This window comes from Pseudomonas sp. GW821-FHT07B01 (genome assembly GCF_059419065.1).
The window spans coordinates 242,308-258,318 of sequence record NZ_JBWKRA010000003.1 but is presented as its reverse complement, the minus strand read 5'-3'; the positions used below and the strand labels follow the sequence as shown (position 1 = coordinate 258,318).

At 59.4% G+C, this 16,011-nt stretch carries 12 protein-coding genes; 10 read left to right on the top strand and 2 right to left on the bottom strand.

The annotated features are described in order from the left end of the window. Nucleotides 1–290: 290 nt before the first annotated feature. Complete coding sequence (locus AC07S6_RS05370; protein ID WP_495111873.1) at nucleotides 291–1,814, top strand: sensor domain-containing diguanylate cyclase; 1,524 nt, start codon at nucleotides 291–293, stop codon at nucleotides 1,812–1,814. Nucleotides 1,815–1,841: 27 nt separating this feature from the next. Here the strand turns inward: AC07S6_RS05370 and AC07S6_RS05365 are convergent, their stop codons facing one another. Together AC07S6_RS05365 and AC07S6_RS05360 are read right to left on the bottom strand one after the other, a co-directional pair. Beyond that, complete coding sequence (locus AC07S6_RS05365) at nucleotides 1,842–2,027, bottom strand: hypothetical protein (protein WP_495111872.1); 186 nt, start codon at nucleotides 2,025–2,027, stop codon at nucleotides 1,842–1,844. A 54-nt stretch (nucleotides 2,028–2,081) separates the two neighbouring features. Continuing rightward, nucleotides 2,082–2,537 (bottom strand): GNAT family N-acetyltransferase, encoded by a 456-nt coding sequence (locus AC07S6_RS05360; RefSeq protein WP_495111871.1) that lies wholly within the window; start codon nucleotides 2,535–2,537, stop codon nucleotides 2,082–2,084. Nucleotides 2,538–2,850: 313 nt separating this feature from the next. Here AC07S6_RS05360 and AC07S6_RS05355 point away from each other — a divergent pair, with 313 nt between their 5' ends. The 9 genes from AC07S6_RS05355 (at nucleotide 2,851) to AC07S6_RS05315 (ending at nucleotide 16,005) form a co-directional block, all read left to right on the top strand. Beyond that, nucleotides 2,851–4,200 carry an EAL domain-containing protein gene (locus tag AC07S6_RS05355; protein WP_495111870.1) on the top strand — a complete coding sequence of 450 codons (1,350 nt, stop codon included), beginning with the start codon at nucleotides 2,851–2,853 and terminating at the stop codon, nucleotides 4,198–4,200. Nucleotides 4,201–4,420: 220 nt separating this feature from the next. Continuing rightward, on the top strand, nucleotides 4,421–5,086 hold the full coding sequence (locus AC07S6_RS05350) for a response regulator transcription factor (RefSeq protein WP_038449765.1): 666 nt from the start codon (nucleotides 4,421–4,423) through the stop codon (nucleotides 5,084–5,086). 139 nt (nucleotides 5,087–5,225) lie between these two features. After that, the gene (locus AC07S6_RS05345) at nucleotides 5,226–5,891 is read left to right on the top strand and encodes a response regulator transcription factor (protein WP_161906649.1); all 666 of its coding nucleotides are present in this window, start codon (nucleotides 5,226–5,228) and stop codon (nucleotides 5,889–5,891) included. A gap of 41 nt (nucleotides 5,892–5,932) precedes the next feature. Next, entirely contained in the window at nucleotides 5,933–8,275 is a 2,343-nt protein-coding gene (locus AC07S6_RS05340) for an ATP-binding protein (RefSeq protein WP_495111869.1), read from the top strand. Next, on the top strand, nucleotides 8,275–10,608 hold the full coding sequence (locus AC07S6_RS05335) for an ATP-binding protein (RefSeq protein WP_495111868.1): 2,334 nt from the start codon (nucleotides 8,275–8,277) through the stop codon (nucleotides 10,606–10,608). The genes AC07S6_RS05340 and AC07S6_RS05335 overlap by 1 nt, the downstream gene beginning before the upstream one ends. 276 nt (nucleotides 10,609–10,884) lie before the next feature. Continuing rightward, on the top strand, nucleotides 10,885–11,433 hold the full coding sequence (locus AC07S6_RS05330) for a fimbrial protein (protein ID WP_038449771.1): 549 nt from the start codon (nucleotides 10,885–10,887) through the stop codon (nucleotides 11,431–11,433). A 100-nt stretch (nucleotides 11,434–11,533) separates the two neighbouring features. Further along, nucleotides 11,534–12,253 carry a fimbrial biogenesis chaperone gene (locus AC07S6_RS05325; protein WP_232910293.1) on the top strand — a complete coding sequence of 240 codons (720 nt, stop codon included), beginning with the start codon at nucleotides 11,534–11,536 and terminating at the stop codon, nucleotides 12,251–12,253. 33 nt (nucleotides 12,254–12,286) lie between these two features. After that, nucleotides 12,287–14,884, top strand: coding sequence for a fimbria/pilus outer membrane usher protein (locus tag AC07S6_RS05320; RefSeq protein ID WP_495111867.1), 2,598 nt, complete (start codon nucleotides 12,287–12,289; stop codon nucleotides 14,882–14,884). Beyond that, complete coding sequence (locus tag AC07S6_RS05315) at nucleotides 14,881–16,005, top strand: fimbrial protein (RefSeq protein WP_057704105.1); 1,125 nt, start codon at nucleotides 14,881–14,883, stop codon at nucleotides 16,003–16,005. The genes AC07S6_RS05320 and AC07S6_RS05315 overlap by 4 nt, the downstream gene beginning before the upstream one ends. Nucleotides 16,006–16,011: the final 6 nt, after the last annotated feature.

Sequence of the window (16,011 nt, the reverse complement as noted above, 5' to 3'; positions counted from 1 at the left end):
GCAGACGAGACTTGTACAAGTAGGCCCGGAGAGTGCCGCTTCGTATAAGTTTGCTGCGTCGATTGATATTGAATTAATGGCGACTTTAACGGTTGGTTTAGCATTCAATACGCTGCTTGATAGTGGTCATGAAAGGCGCTGGCTCTTCTGGCCGGCGCTCACCCGCACACTCTGTTGCTGCAGCCCGCACAGACTGCTTGTATGCTGGCACTCTGGAACCGGTTGCCCCTGTGAGTACCGACGTTCGAATGATGGCTGGAACGGAAACCGGACTTCCTTAAGGTGCTGACGTGAAGCGTGATACCCGTCTTGTGATGCTGTTGCTGTTGGTGATCGGCTGTTCCCTGACTTCGCTGACGATTTGGAAAGTCCTGTCTTCCCGCGACCGTGCGCTGGCGGAAGTGGACGTGCATGGCTTGAACCTGACCCAGGCCCTTAACACCTATACCGAAGGCATCGTGCGGCAAAGCTCGTTGCTGTTGCTGGGGCTGGTTGAGCGCCTGGAAACCGAAGGCAGTGGCCCGGTGCAAATCCAGCGCATCAGTACGCTGATCAACCGACAGCAGCCGCTGATGCCGCAGCTCAGCGGCATCACCATTTATGATCATCAGGGCCGGTGGCTGCTGTCTTCCAATCGTGCGATTCCGGAGGGCGCCAATAGCAGTGATCGGGCCTATTTCATCCACCATCGCGACGATCCGAGCGCTGAACCTTTTATTGGCCCGCCGATTCAAAGCCGCGCCAACCATGAATGGGTGGTGACCATCAGCCGCCGTTTCAACGACGCGGCCGGCAACTTCGCTGGCGTGGTCGCTGTGACCCTGGGGGTGGAAAACTTTCTGCGGGTATTCGGCAAGCTCGATGTAGGCCAGGAGGGCGCCATCGGCCTGTCCTACGCCGACGGCACGTTGCTGGTGCGTTACCCCTTCCGCGAGCAGGACATGGGCCGCAACTTTTCCACCTCGCCTATTTATTCCAAGTACCTCGTCGACCAGCCTGTGGGCACTGCGGCCTATACCTCCAGCCTGGACGGGGTAGAGCGACTCTATGCCTTTCGCAAAAGCGAAACCCTGCCGCTGATCACCACGGTCGCGTTGGGCAAGCACGAAGCCCTCGCGGCGTGGCGCATCGAGGCGGCACTGTCAGCGGTCGTGGTGGCGGGGCTGCTGGGGCTGACGGGGCTGATCGGCTGGTTTCTGATCCTGGATATCCGCAGGCGTACGGCGGCGGAAGAGGCGTTGCGTGTCGCCCAGCAACAGTTGCTCGACTCCAATCGGCAATTGGCGCTATTAGCGAAAAAGGACGCGCTGACCGGCCTGGCCAACCGCCGCTGTTTTGACGAAACGCTGGCCGTGGAAGCGCGTCGGGCGCAGCGCGAAGGTACGTCGCTGGCATTGCTGATGCTCGATATCGACCATTTCAAACGCTTCAACGATGCCTTTGGTCACGTCGCGGGAGATGCGTGCTTGCAGGCAGTCAGCACGTTATTGGAAACGTGCGTGCGGCGCCCGTCGGACCTGGTGGCGCGCTATGGCGGAGAAGAAATGGCGATCATCCTGCCCGCGACTGACAGCTCAGGCGCTACGGTGGTCGCGCAACGCATTCTTTCGCGCCTACAGCAGGAGAACATCACACACCCAGGCAGCCCCTTCGGGCGCGTGAGCGTGAGTATCGGCGTTGCGACGGGCATGGGCTCACGGCTGGAGCCGGTGTTGGGTTTGGTCGAGGCGGCCGATGCAGCGCTTTACGGTGCGAAGGCGGCGGGGCGCAATGGGTTCAACGTGCATCCTGCGCACGTGACGTCGAGCGGCTGAAACGGCTTTTACCTGGGTATGCGCGGCTCACATCCCAAGCGTCGGGATCATGAGTTCGCCGCACTCCATCAGTTGGCCAGCGGTGACTTGCAACTGCGGGGTGGGTTTGGCCGCATAGCCTGCGATGAAGCCGGCACTTAGCAGTGCCAGGCAGAGGACGGCTTTTTTCACAAGCATGCGCAGGGTCTCGATCGCTTCAAAAGGGTGAACCACAGATTGCGCATTCGAGAAAAGGTTCCTGGCCGCGCAGAAGGCACCTTATGGAGGTCAGCGAATGAACCTGACGTACACACGTTCAGGGTCGTTATCGTCCAGATTCTCGATCTGCCCGCTGGGAATAAAGCCGGCTTTCGTCAGCAGGGCCTGGGACGCGCCGTTGGAGGCATTGGTCGACGCGAACAGCTTGGGCGTCTTGCAGGCTGCTTCGGCCGCTGACAGCAGACGAAGGGCGACGCCCTGGCGCTGGTACAGCGGTGAAACCACCACCAGGGCAATAAACCCATGGTTGAAAAAATCGTGGGTGAGCACCAGGTAGCCGGCGCACACGTTAGCGTCGACGGCTACCAGACATTGCTGGCGAACCACGGCGTCATAGATAAACACGCGACGGCTGGCATGCTCGGTTGCGTAGGCATCCAGTGCGACCAAGGCATGCACATCGTCGGGGGTGGCTTGGCGGATCAGCCAGTGTGGGGCAGCGGGGGGCAGAAGGTATTCAGCCATGGTCGTTAAGCATCCTCTGTTTAAACACGTCATTACCCCTCAAGCTTGATTACATCGTCACGACAGCGAACGCGCCGCCTTATCGATAGCATATCGTCGGCGACGGCACGCCGCATCAGCGCATGGCGAAGACGCTTTCCTGGTTCAGGAAAAACTTCAAGCAAGCCTTGGGCCTGGAAGCTCTGGCGGCACATGCACATATGAGCCCAGCGACATTCCGTCAGCACTGGATTTTAGTCCCAGTCCTATTTGTTTCTATTTTGGCGCTGATAAGCTTTTTCCCTGAAGAAATAGTCTCGGGAAATTCCTTGTCATGATCCTAAATGTCGCCGTGCCCAACGAGTTCAGCGCGTTACGTGTAATTACGCTGGCATCCGATGCGGCGTGCGCACATCGGCTTGCATCCGCCTTGAGCGGCATGGGCGTTCTGCCCCTGGCCAACGTCGAATCCCTGGACGCGCTGCAAGCGTGGCTGGAGGATTATCCGGTCGATGTCATCCTGTGTGAAATTCGCCCTGAATGCGGCGATGGCTTGATGTTGCCGAGCTTGCTCAAGGCATGTCACGAGTCAGGGAAACTGGCCCAGTTTCCTGGCATTTTCTGGATGGGCGAAACCACGCTGGGCGCACCGAGTGGGACCGTGGACGGTGCACGGACGTCTGCGCGTGAAAGGCCGGCCAAGCCGCTCTGGATCAAGTACATGGGTGGGGTCGCGGTCAGCGCCCTGGAGTCCCATGCCCGCTTGGCAAAGGCGGCGGGCATTTTCGTCGAGATCGTGCGCGAAGGCGGCACCCTGGACTTGGGTGATGCACTACGCGCCACGGTACTGACTCGCGTGCAACCCGACCCCTCCTTGCGCAAAAACACCTTCGATGCTCTGGCCGAAGATGAAGTGATCCATGCGCTGACGACCGGCGACGGGCTGCGCTTTGTGTTTCAACCGCAGTTCGAATTGCTCAGCCGGCGCATTGTGGGGGCCGAAGCATTGGTGCGCTGGAAGCACCCGCGCTTTGGTGAAGTACCACCTTCGGTACTCATGCCTTTGGTCAACCGCCTGGGCCTGGATTTGCTGTTGTTCAGCCTGGTGGAAATGTGGACGATCAAGGTCATGCTGTCGCTCAAGCGCGCGAACATCCAGATTCCCATTGCCGTAAATGCTTCGGCCAAGACGATTTGTACGCCCAACTTCGCCGATCGCCTGGCAGCCAGAATGCGGCAGGCAGAGCTGCCCAATCGCCTGCTCAAGATCGAGCTGACCGAAGACGTGCCCGAACCCAATGAGTTGTATCTGTCGGCCTCGTTGACCGCTATTCGGGCCAAGGGCTTCCAGGTGTCGATGGATGATTTCGGCACAGGGACGGCGACCTTCGCCTTGCTGGCAAACCTTTCGTTTGACGAGATGAAAATCGATGGCTCGTTTGTCCGGGGGGTCGAACAGCATTCCTCGTCACGTAATGTCATCGCCGGCATCGTCAACTGGGCGCGGCTGCTCAACCTGAGCCTGGTGGCGGAGGGGATCGAGGATGAGTCGACGATCCCGTTGCTGCACCGTTTGGGCTGCCGGGTTGGACAAGGCTATGCCTTGGCGCGGCCGATGGAAATCGATGCCTTCCTGAACTTTGTGACCCAACAGAACAGCAACGGCGCCTCGGCAATTGAGTGAGCCATACGCTTTTAAGAGCAGTCTGATATTCATCGGGGCGCCATTGCATTAAGTTGCGCATCGTCTGATTTTTCAAATGTTCAGTGCTTTTGAATATCCTGCTGCTGAGGCGTAGTCGCTCGGCTGGTGAACTGTGCGCTTGAAACGTCGAGAACTAACTAACAGTCGATAAGTTTCGGTTCTCGTCTTTTTGCTCGTTATAAAGAGTGTTCCTTGATCTATGAAACGTTTACACATTGCTTTGCTGGATGATCATGCAATTGTACGACATGGTTTAGTCAATCGACTGGTACAGGAACCGGACTTTGAAGTGGTCGGCGTGTATAGCCGTAGCCGTGATCTGATGGCTGGGCTGGCGACCGAACCGGCTGAGATATTGCTGCTCGATTTTGTGCTCGGCCCCTGCGAGCTGGATGGTATTTCGTTGATTCGCGCGCTGCGCGTGAAGTTTCCAACCTGCCGGATCCTGATCTTTTCGACGCACCACGATGCGGCGACGGCAATTCTGGCGTTACGGGTGGGCGCACGCGGGTTTCTGGGCAAGGGCGAGGACATGGAGCAGTTGATCTGCGCAGTCCGCCTGGTGGCCTCGGGCGCGGTGTACTTGAGCCCGGACATGGCCTACCGCGTGGCGGAAGCTACCGCCGTGAGCTATGACGGCGAGGCCAAAGGCCGGGATGAAGCCCTGCGCTTTGTCAGCCTTTCTGCGCGCGAGCAGGAGGTGATCCGGTGTTACCTGGCCGGCATGACCATCACGGAAATCGCCGAGAAATTCCACCGCAGTATCAAAACCATCAGCTCGCAAAAAGCCTCCGCATTTCGCAAGTTGGGGGTGATGTCGAACAATGAGTTATTCAGGATCAGGCATATTATCGAAGGGGTTTGAGCGGCACGAATTCATCTGCTGTGCGCGTGTCATTTTGCGGCTATTGCATATACTCATGTGCGTATTAGACGTTGTATCGATGAGTTATCCCTGTATTTCGACGGTGCGGTGCGCGCCGGACCGAGAGGGTACGATCACGATGAAAACCATACGCATTGCGTTATTGGATGACCACGCGGTCGTTCGACATGGCCTTGCCAATACGTTGGCAGCCGAGGCGAACTTTGAAGTGGTTGGCATTTATGAAAAAAGCCGCGACTTAATTGTAGGCCTTGTTACGGCACCGGCAGATTTACTACTTCTGGATTTCTCCCTTAATCCCAATGAGTTGGACGGTGTATCACTGATCCGCGCTTTACGCGTCAAATTTCCCAACTGCCATATCCTGATCCTGTCCAGCCATCATGATCCGGCGACAGTGGGCCTCGCCATGCGGGTCGGGGCCCGTGGTTTTGTGGGTAAGGGCGAAGACATGAGCCAGTTGGTGAAGGCGATTCGAAAAGTCGCAGCGGGTGCGGTGTATTTGAACACCGACATGACGTATCGCCTGGCGGAAACGGTCACAGGTGAGAAAAGTGCAAGCCCCGCTGAAGAGCGGGACGCCTTGGCGCTGGCGGAGCTGACCAGCCGTGAGCAGGAAGTCATTCGCTGTTATCTGGCAGGCATGACCGTGAGTGAAATAGCCGAGAAATTCAATCGCAGCATCAAAACCATCAGCACGCAAAAAACCTCTGCATTCCGCAAGCTCGGGGTGACGTCCAACAATGAGCTGTTCAAGCTCAACAAGATCATCGGTACACCATGAAAACGGGGCGGTGCGTCGTGGCGTTATGGTGCTTGCTGATAATGCTGGTGCCTGGTGTAAGGGCCGGTCCGGTCGAACTGAGTGCAGAGCAAAAGCACTGGATCCAGACGCATCCGGTATTACGGGTCGGGGTGGTTGAGGATCTGATTCCTTTCGAATACATGGACGCGGGGGTATTGCACGGGCGGTCATCGGAGTATTTGCAAGTTGTCACAGCCGCGACGGGCCTTCAGTTCACTTACCTGCCCGGGAAGACGCTGGCAGAACGCGAAGACATGTTGCTGGGGGGACAGGTGGACCTGCTGTCCTCCTATTTGCGCTTCCGGTCTGAACCCACCACCAAGGAGCTTCAAACGCTGACTTACGAATCGACCTCACCGATCATTGTCACGCGTGTTGATAGCCCCGACGTCTTCGATATTGACCAATTGCAGGGCAAGACCGTAGCGATACCGGATGTGACGTACTACGAGCAAATATTCCGCCGAAGGGGGGTGAAGGCAAATCTCAAAAAAAGCGCTTCGGCCCTGGAGATACTGACCCGCGTTGAAAACGGCAGCGCCGACGCGGCAATCGCGTCAGCCATGTTTCTAACGCCTTATCTGTACCAGCGGTTCCAGGGCATTCTGGAAGTATCCGGTGTGCTCGGCAGCCAGGTGCTGGATGTGAGCATCGCGACCCGTACAGACCAGGTCATGCTGTATTCAATCCTTGAAAAGGTGTTCGCCTCCATCAGCGTCGAGCAACGCAACACGCTGTATGGGCGTTGGTACCAGGACCTGAACCTTAATATCCCTTCATTGCCGAGTATCGCCGCCCATTATTCGCATGTGCTGATCCTTGGCACGCTGGTGTTGGTCAGCCTGTGCGCTCTGGTGTATCGCGGCCAGCGCCAGCGGCACCTGGCCGTACTTGGTGAGCAGGAAAAAACCATGTTCCTGGCCGTGATGGGGCATGAAATCCGCTCACCGATGAACGCCGTGCTGGCAGCGATGGAGTTGCTTGGGCACACCCGGCTCAACCAGCAGCAGCGCCATTTGGCCAATTTGGCCAACAGTGGCGTCAACGCCCTGGCGCGCCTGCTCGATGATGTGCTGGACAGGCCCGGCTCGGTCGCCAAACTGCCCGGGCTGGCCTTTGAGGCAATCGACGTGTCGGCATTGGTTCAAGGCGTAGTTGGCCTGCATCGACTGCGTGCGCGAGAAAAAAACCTGAGCTTGAACAGCCATATTCAGGCGCAACTGCCCCTGTTGCTGCTCGACAGCTCCCGGCTCACGCAGATCTTCCATAACCTGATTTCCAATGCCATCAAGTTTACCGACACGGGCAGTATCGACATTGATGTGGCGTTGGCGACTTTACCGGACGGCAGCCCGCAATTGCAGATTGAAGTTCGCGACAGTGGCGTCGGCATTTCAGAGGCAATGCAGGCCGCCCTGTTTCAGCCCTATGCCCAGGCCCGCGAGTCTTCCAGGCGCACAGGGGGTACCGGGTTGGGCCTGATGATTTGTCGACAGTTGGTGGATTTGATGCACGGAACATTGACGCTGACCAGCGAGCAGGGCACGGGCACCACAGTGACTATCCACTTACCGGTGAGCATCGGCGAGCAAGCACCTGTCTTGCTGGCGCAAGCTGCCCCCTCAACCCAGCCAACCACCAGCGGGCTGCAGATTCTGGTGGTGGAAGATACTTATGCCAACCAGGAGGTATTGCGCGCGCAGATCAGCGCGTTTGACTGTCAGCCAGTGATTGCTGCCGACGCTGCGCAAGCCTGGCTCCTGTTCAGGGAAACCGTCTATGACCTGGTGCTGATGGACTGCGATTTGCCCGATGAGGATGGCTATGGGCTGGTGCGCAGATTACGTGCCCTGGAAATACAATTGGGGCGCGCACGCAGCCCGATTATCGCCATCTCTGCCCTGACCGGCGACCGTCATCTGCAACGCTGTATCGAGGCGGGCATGGACGCGACGTTGAGCAAGCCCATACGCCTTGGGCAGTTATCCGAGGTCATTGAGCGCTGGTGTGGGGTCAAGCTGGCTGCGCCGAGCACCAGCTTGATGGCGCCTTTGCTGGATCTAGCCTCAATCAACCGTGAAATGGCCGGCGACCTGGCAAACCTGGTCAAAGCCGTCGCCTTGTGTGATCGCGCATCGGCGCAGCACGTGGCTCATCGATTGCACGGCGCGGCGTTGATCATGGAATGGTCGGCACTGGCGCAGGCCGCTGAATACATGGAGCGTCTGCTGTATGGCGAACATGAGTGGGGGGCGGTGCACGCCCAGGCCTTGCAACCGTTGCTGCAGCATTGGGCCGCTTTGAGCGGCGATACAGTGCTCGACGTCCTGCCGGCGACACGTGTGCAACGGACGGCACGCTGATGCGGCGCCTGCTGCTGGTACTGGCGTTAGTGTGCCTTGCGGCGTCGGTTGGCGTGTACGCCAGTTCGCCACCCATGACGTTGACGCAACAGGAGGTGGTCTGGATCGCTGCCAATCCGGTGCTGCGTGTGGGTGTGTTCGAAGACTTGCTGCCTTTCGAATACATGAGCGGTGGCCAATTGCGCGGCATGTCGGCCAAATACCTGAAGCTGATCGGCCTGCGTACCGGTCTGCATTTCGAGCCGGTGCTGACCACCACGCGCAGCGCACGCAAGGATATGCTGATCAGCGGGGAGGTCGACATCTTGTCCACTCGACGCCGCTCCGACGACCCGGCCCAGGATCGTGGGATGCTTTACACCCTGCCTTACAACACCAGTTCGACGGTTCTTGTCAGTCGTTTCGGCGATCAGCCCCTGGCAGGTCTGCAACAGCTCGCTCACAAACGGTTAGTCATGTTGGGACGCGAAGTCTATGGCGCATTCCTGCGCCACGAGGCCCCGGGAGTCACGATCATCACCGCGCAGAACGCCGTAGACATGATGGCGATGGTCAAGGACGGCAAGGCAGACGCCGCCATCGCTTCGGAGTGGTTGTTGATCCCGTATCTTTCCCGCCAGTACCAGGGCGTACTGCAGATATCCGGCGTGGTGCCCCAATTGCACACGGGTGTCAGCATGGCGGTGCGCGACAGCGATGAAATCCTGCTGTCGATCCTGGAGAAGGCATTGGCCTCGATCACCAGCGATGAGCGCAAGGCCTTCTTCGACGCCTGGTTCGCCGACATGAACCTGGATATCCCGACCATCAGGTCCATCGCCATACATTACGCGGGTGAGTTGTGGCTGTTACTGGCCATTGTGCTGTTACTTGTCATCCTGGTGTGGCAAAGCCGGTTGCAGCGACGGGGTGCGGTGCAGCGCGAGCGCGAGAAAGCGATGTTCCTGGCGGTCATGAGCCATGAAACCCGCTCGCCGATGAACGCAGTGCTGGCGGCGGTTGAGCTGCTTGAGCACACACCGCTGGACGAACAACAGCGGCACTTCACGGGCCTGGCCAATACCGGCGCCAACACCTTGCTGCGCCTGGTAGACGATGTGCTGGATATCTCCAAAATGGAGGCCGGGCAATTGCGGCTCAACCTTGAGCCGGTGGACCTGTGGTCACTGCTGCAACAGCAGGTGGATGATTACCGAGGCCATGCTGAGGAAAAGAGGCTGACGTTGACATTGACCGGTCAGCGTCCCGTTGTTTTAGCACTGCTCGATAACCAGCGGGTGGCCCAGGTGCTGCGTAATCTGATTTCCAACGCCATCAAGTTCACCGAGCACGGCGGGGTTGAGGTGCAACTGCTGCTGCCCGACGCACAGCCGGGGGCAACTTCGCAGGCGTTGATACGCGTGGTCGACACCGGCATTGGTTTTTCCGACCAGGCGCAAGCTGCGCTGTTTCGACCCTATGCCCGCGCCAGGCAGTCATTCAAGTGCAGTGGCGGCAGCGGTTTGGGGCTGGTGATTTGTCGCCGGTTGCTGAAGCTGATGCAGGGCGAGCTGACGTTGAGCAGCGTTCCGGGGAGCGGCACCCAAGTCGAAGTGAGGTTGCCCGTCGAGTGGGCTGGCGCGCTTGAGTCGCCAGTGCGGGCGGCAGATTCTGTCGCAGCGCCTATAGAGGTTTCATTCTGGGTACTGGTGTTGGAGGCGGAGTACGCCGATCAGCAAGCAGTGAAAGCCCTGCTTCAAGGTTTTGGCCTGGGCGTGTTGTCGGCGGACGATGATGAAGAGGCGCTGGCGCTCTTCAATAAGCACAGGGTTGCTCTGGTACTGATCGATGAGCATCACGCGTTCAACCTGAGCCGCGCTTTGCGCGACGTGGAGCGCCAACAACAGTACGGGCATTGCCCAAACATTGCGATGTCGCAGGTGACCGGCAATGCCTATCTCGAACGCTGTTTTGCGGCTGGCCTGGACGGCGTTCTGAGCAAGCCGGTGCGTCAGGACAAATTGCAGCAAATGATTGAGTTGTGGTGCGATCAGGTGCCGGTAGCCGCGACGCAGGTGCACGGTGCCTCCAGGCATGAGCGGGAAGGGCCGCAGGAAGCGTTGCGCCCGGATATGAACCGTCTGTTCAGCGCTGTTGCCCTGCGTGACCGCCCGGTTGCCATGCAGGCTGCGCATCGCCTCCAGGGCGCTGCGCAGACGGCAGGTTGGGCGGCGATTGCGGCCGGCGCCGAAAAGGTCGAGTTGTTGTTGCACGATGAAGTGAGCTGGCCAACGGTGGCGGTCGCGCGTCAATTGAGTCTCATGATGGATGACTGGACTGCAGCGAGTTATTAAATAGTCTGCGTTGCGTCGATAGCCAGCTTTTTAGGACCACTCCTATAGACGAAGTAATGAGCAGCCCAATAAAAAACATAAGTTGAAGGGGTAAGTTTACACCGAGGGAAAGAGGCGTTAATTGTTTGAAATATTGAGTGGCTTAGTTGTTTTTAGGAGCACTCCTATATTGGGTTTTGCGTGGACTCCCTACACTTCACTGCGCAACAACACAGAAGTTCTCCAGCACCGGAAACTTCTTCACTTACCTGGTATATCGCTCTCTCGGAGTTACTCATGAATTACAAAGCTCGCGTCCTCGCTGCACTGGTCGCCGCCACCGCCACCTCCGCTGCCATGGCTTCGGACGGCACCATCAATTTCAACGGCGAACTCAAGGCCGAGACCTGCCAGGTTGCAGTGAATGGGGCGGCCGGCTCGGCAGGCACTACCGTCACGCTGCCGACCATCTCCACTGCCTCGTTGACCTCGTCTGGCCAAGTGGCCGGCCAGACCGGTTTCAGCATTCAGTTGAGCAAATGCTCGGCAGCGCTGAAAACCGCAGCTGCGTTCTTTGAAGCCGGCGGTTCGGTTGATCCGGCAAGCGGCAACTTGAAGAACATCGGCGGCGGTGCTACCAAGGTTCAACTGCAACTGATCGACGCATCCAATGGCAAGTCCATCAAAGCCGGTGACACCGCACAAGTGGCTTCCACCAGCCGTATCGCCATCGACGCCACCGCACTCAGCGCAGACCTGCCGTACGCTGTTCAATACTACGCCCAAGCCGCGACCACGCCGGGCACCGTTATCAGTAACGTGACTTACTCCATCAATTATCAGTAAGTCGCCGGTAATGACTACACGCCCTGTTGGATAGTTAAAGGGCGTGTTTTCGGGGCGGCATTGGGACTACGTCATGCCTTGCATACTTCCATTTAAACAAATGCTTCTGGCAAGTCTTGTCGCGTTTGGGTGTTCCCAGGCGCTGGCAGGTGTGGTGATCACCGGCACCCGCGTGATCTATCCGGCAGACCAGAAAGAAGTCACAGTAAAACTCAATAACAACGGTACTCAACCCGCGTTGATGCAAGCGTGGATTGATACCGGCAGTGTGGAGTCCACGCCCACCAGCTCCAAGGCGCCGTTTCTGCTTTCGCCTCCGGTGGCGCGTATCGACCCGACCAAGGGCCAAAGCCTGCGCGTATTGTTTACCGGGACAGCGCTGCCCCAGGACAAGGAGTCGGTGTTCTGGCTCAACGTGCTGGAAATACCGCCCAAACCCGAGGCCGGGGCAGACCTGAATACTCTGCAAATGGCCTTCCGTTCACGGATCAAATTGTTCTACCGCCCGACGGGCCTTGCAGGCACCGCCAGCGAAGCGATCGAGCAGGTGCAGTGGCAACTGGTGACGGCCCGCGATGGCCAGGGCCTGGCTCTGCAAGCGTCCAATCCATCGGCATTTCACGTATCGCTGGTTGAACTGGACCTGGTGTCTGGCAGTCAGCGCGCGCGCAGTGAGGACGGCATGGTGGGCCCGGGTCAAACCCGGCAATTCCCGCTGCCGACTCTTAAAACCCGACCAGCCCCAGGCGCACAGGTGGAATTCAGCGCAATCAACGATTACGGCGCGCTGATCCCGACTCGGACAGCACTCAAGCCCTGAACCATTCCTGACGTTTTTACCCGCGAGTCATTTATGCAGACCTCTTCCCGCTCCAGGCCGCTCCTGGGGGCGCAGCCTCGCTTCGCCCTGAATCCGCTCACCCGCTTGATACTCAAGGTATTGGCCGTCACGCCAGGCGCCTGGGGCGTCCACGCCGCGTTGGCGCAAGAGGTGCAGTTCAACGATGCATTCCTGCCGGAAGACTCACGCAATCTTGACCTCGGCAAATACCAGGCCGGCAACCCGGTGACCCCGGGGCAGTACCGTGCGGACGTTATGCTCAACGGCCAGTTGAACAGTCGCCAGGACATTCGTATCGAGGCTCAGCCCGACGGCAGCAAGCCGGTGGTGTGCATGGATCATGGCCTGCTTGAGCGCCAGGGCGTGAACATCGCCAAACTGTCACCCGAAGCCAGCCTGGCGCTTGAGGGTCCAGGCTGCACGGCGTTGGGCAGTTTGATTCAGGGTGCCAGTGCGAACTTCTCCCCGGAGAACCAGGCACTTGACCTCAGCATCCCTCAGGCGGCCTTGAAGCGTAACTCGCGTGGCTATGTCAGCCCTGAACTGTGGGACCGTGGCGTCACGGCAGGGATGCTCAGTTATAACTTCAATGCCAATCGCAACCGCACCCGCAGCGGCACCAATGACTCGGCGTTCCTGGGGCTCAATGCCGGCCTCAATCTGGGCGACTGGCGCTTGCGTCACAATGCCTCGATGAGCTGGCAATCGCGCAACGGTAGCCAGTACCAGGCGTTGGACAGCTACGCGCAACGCGATATCACTGCGCTGAAAAGCCAGCTGACTGTGGGTGAATCCAACACCAGCGGTGAGATCTTCGACACCTTGTCTTATCGCGGCGTGCAGTTGGCCAGTGATGACCGCATGTTGCCCGATTCCATGCGCGGGTATGCGCCGGTTATTCGGGGTATCGCGCGCACCAACGCACGCGTCACCGTTCGCCAGGCGGGTAACGTGCTGCTGGAAACCACGGTCGCCCCCGGCGCCTTCGTCATCGACGATCTGTACTCCACCGGCTACGGCGGCGACCTCAACGTGAGCGTGGCCGAGGCGGACGGTACTGAACAAAACTTTATCGTGCCCTACGCCTCGGTCAGCCAGTTGCTGCGCCCTGGCACCTCGCGTTTCAGTGTCACCGCCGGGGAAACCCGCAACAACTTCGTTGACGAGCAGACGCGCCTGCTGCAAGGCACGCTGCAATATGGCCTGAACAACACCTTCACCGGGTTTGGCGGTGTGCAATCAAGCGATGATTACGCGGCCATCCTCACAGGCGTAGCATTCGGCACGCCGATTGGCGCCATGGCGGTGGACGTGACGCACGCCCAGACCGACCTGGCTGCCGGCCGGGCGAAGGGGCAGAGCATGCGCCTGTCCTACAGCAAGAACATCCTCAGTACCGGCAGTAACTTTTCGGTAGCGGCCTATCGTTTTTCTACCCGTGACTACCTGGACTTCAGCAATGCCGTGCAGCTGCTCGATGCCGAAAAAAACGGTTGGGACACCAGCGAGTTCGGCCGCCCGCGCAGCCGCTTGTCAGTCACCGCCGACCAAAGCCTGGGGCCCTGGGGTCAGGTGTCGATCAGCGGCTATGCCCAGAACTACTGGAACCAGCAGGGCAGCGACGTGCAGTACCAGTTCAGCTACAGCAAGCAGTTCAACCGGGTGAGTTTCAGCCTGAACGCCAACCGCAGCCGGATGGGCCTGGGCGATATGGAAAACAGTTTTCTGCTGACCATGAGCATGCCCCTGGAATTCGGCGGCCCGGGTTATGGGCCGCAAGTGACGGCACAGCTGGGCCGGGACACCCGAGGCCATTACAGCGAGCAGGCGGGTATCAGCGGCACCGCCGGCGAGGACCGCCAGTACGGCTACGGCGCTACCTTCGGCCATGACGGTGGCAGCAATACCAAGAGCGCAGCCCTCAACGGCCAGTACACCGGCGCCCGCGCCATGCTCAGTGCCGCCCTGGGCCGGGGCGATGGCTATACCAGCGCGTCGGTGGGCGCCAGCGGCACGGTGGTAGCCCATGCCGACGGGCTGACCATGACGCCTTATCGCGGCGAAACCATGGCCGTGGTCAGCGCCCCAGGCGCCGAGGGCGCGAAGGTCTCCGGCTACCCCGGCCTGAGGCTCGACGGCAGCGGCAACGCCGTGGTGCCCTACCTGCGCCCGTATGAATTGAACGAGGTGGCGATCGACCCGATCGGCAGTTCCCTGGACGTAGAGCTAAGTGAAACCAGCCAACAGACCGCACCGCGTGCCGGTGCCGTCGTGCACCTCAAATACACCACCAACCAGGGCCGCGCGGTGTTGCTCAATGTGCGCCTGGACGACGGCAGCAGCTTGCCCTTCGGCGCGGGCGTGACCGATGGCGAGGGGGCCACCGTGGGCGTGGTCGGGCAGGGCGGTCAACTGTATGCGCGAATCAAACCCGAAACGCGCCGCTTGCTGGTCAACTGGGGCAGCCAGGCGCAGCAGCAGTGTGCGCTGACGATCCCGCCTGGCCCCGGCGATGGGCAACAACTGCAACAAGTGGACGCCGTGTGTGCAGCCGGCAAACAGGTCGCTGACAGCGTGCAGCCCAACACCCAGCAAAAGGTAGCGTTATGAATATCGGCTCTTTGATCAAACTGGGGTTGTTGGGTGTGGCCTTGTGGGCCACGGCCGGCACGGCCATGGCGGTCACTTGTTCCTACATGGAAGGTACCCGGCCTGCCGTGGGCTCCATGCCGTTGCAAATCTCGGCTATCACCGTCGGGCGGGATGTGCCGGTGGGCACTGAGGTTTACCGTCAGAAGTTCAGTATGGCCTTGGGCCAGGCAGTGAAGCTGGAATGTCTTGTCGCGCCGTTTCAGCAGTGGACCGACCTTACCGTTGAATCCAGCCAGGCCCTGGCCAATGTGACCAGTGGCACTTATGCCAATAAGGTCTACAAAACCAGCCTTCCCGGATTGGGCGTTGCTTTCAATAGCAACGGTGGCCCGCTGCCCAGGCAAAGCACCAAGGCATGGACCACGTGTTCGGATGGTTTCAGATGCATCGTGCCGTTTGACGGGCCTTCGAACTTTGAACTGATCTTGATCAAGATCGGCGAGGTGACGCCGGGCGTGCTGGTGGGCAACACATTGCCGATCGTGAATCTGTTCGGCAATTTCGGCGACGCCAGAATGACCGGCTTCAGGATGGGCATTTCCGGCAGCATCCAGATCGTCTCGCGCACCTGCAGCACACCGGATGTCTCGGTGCCCATGGGCACCCACCTGGTCAACAAATTCACTGGCCTCAACAGCTCCACCGGCTGGACGGACTTCTCCATTGCGCTAAATGACTGCCCGGCGTTCAACGGCATATTCTCCGCCGCGGGTCCCGGCTGGATTTCGCAAGGCGGTAGCTCACCCACAGGCACCGGCACCAGCGGAACCCGCGTCAACAACACACTGCAATACCGCATCGACCCGGCTCGGACGGCCATCAATGCAGGCAACGGCATTCTGAGCCTCGACCCGAGCGCGGCCGGCACCGCGCCTGCCGCGACGGGCGTCGGCATTCAGGTCGCTACCAGCAACAGCGTTGCCCTGCCATTGGCGATCAATCAAAACACGGGCCTGACCCTCAGGAGCACCGAAAGCAGTTATGCCATCCCACTGCGAGCGCGCTACCTGCAAACCGGGGCCAAGGTCACGCCGGGGCCGGCGAATGCGTCGGCAACCTTCACGATCATTTATCAGTGAGCGGTG

Bases quoted from the DNA above. Each gene is read 5' to 3' on its own strand.
- AC07S6_RS05360 (WP_495111871.1), bottom strand. From the start codon at position 2,537: ATGGCTGAATACCTTCTGCCCCCCGCTGCCCCACACTGGCTGATCCGC.
- AC07S6_RS05355 (WP_495111870.1), top strand. From the start codon at position 2,851: ATGATCCTAAATGTCGCCGTGCCCAACGAGTTCAGCGCGTTACGTGTA.
- AC07S6_RS05350 (WP_038449765.1), top strand. From the start codon at position 4,421: ATGAAACGTTTACACATTGCTTTGCTGGATGATCATGCAATTGTACGA.
- AC07S6_RS05345 (WP_161906649.1), top strand. From the start codon at position 5,226: ATGAAAACCATACGCATTGCGTTATTGGATGACCACGCGGTCGTTCGA.
- AC07S6_RS05340 (WP_495111869.1), top strand. From the start codon at position 5,933: ATGCTGGTGCCTGGTGTAAGGGCCGGTCCGGTCGAACTGAGTGCAGAG.
- AC07S6_RS05335 (WP_495111868.1), top strand. From the start codon at position 8,275: ATGCGGCGCCTGCTGCTGGTACTGGCGTTAGTGTGCCTTGCGGCGTCG.
- AC07S6_RS05330 (WP_038449771.1), top strand. From the start codon at position 10,885: ATGAATTACAAAGCTCGCGTCCTCGCTGCACTGGTCGCCGCCACCGCC.
- AC07S6_RS05325 (WP_232910293.1), top strand. From the start codon at position 11,534: ATGCTTCTGGCAAGTCTTGTCGCGTTTGGGTGTTCCCAGGCGCTGGCA.
- AC07S6_RS05320 (WP_495111867.1), top strand. From the start codon at position 12,287: ATGCAGACCTCTTCCCGCTCCAGGCCGCTCCTGGGGGCGCAGCCTCGC.
- AC07S6_RS05315 (WP_057704105.1), top strand. From the start codon at position 14,881: ATGAATATCGGCTCTTTGATCAAACTGGGGTTGTTGGGTGTGGCCTTG.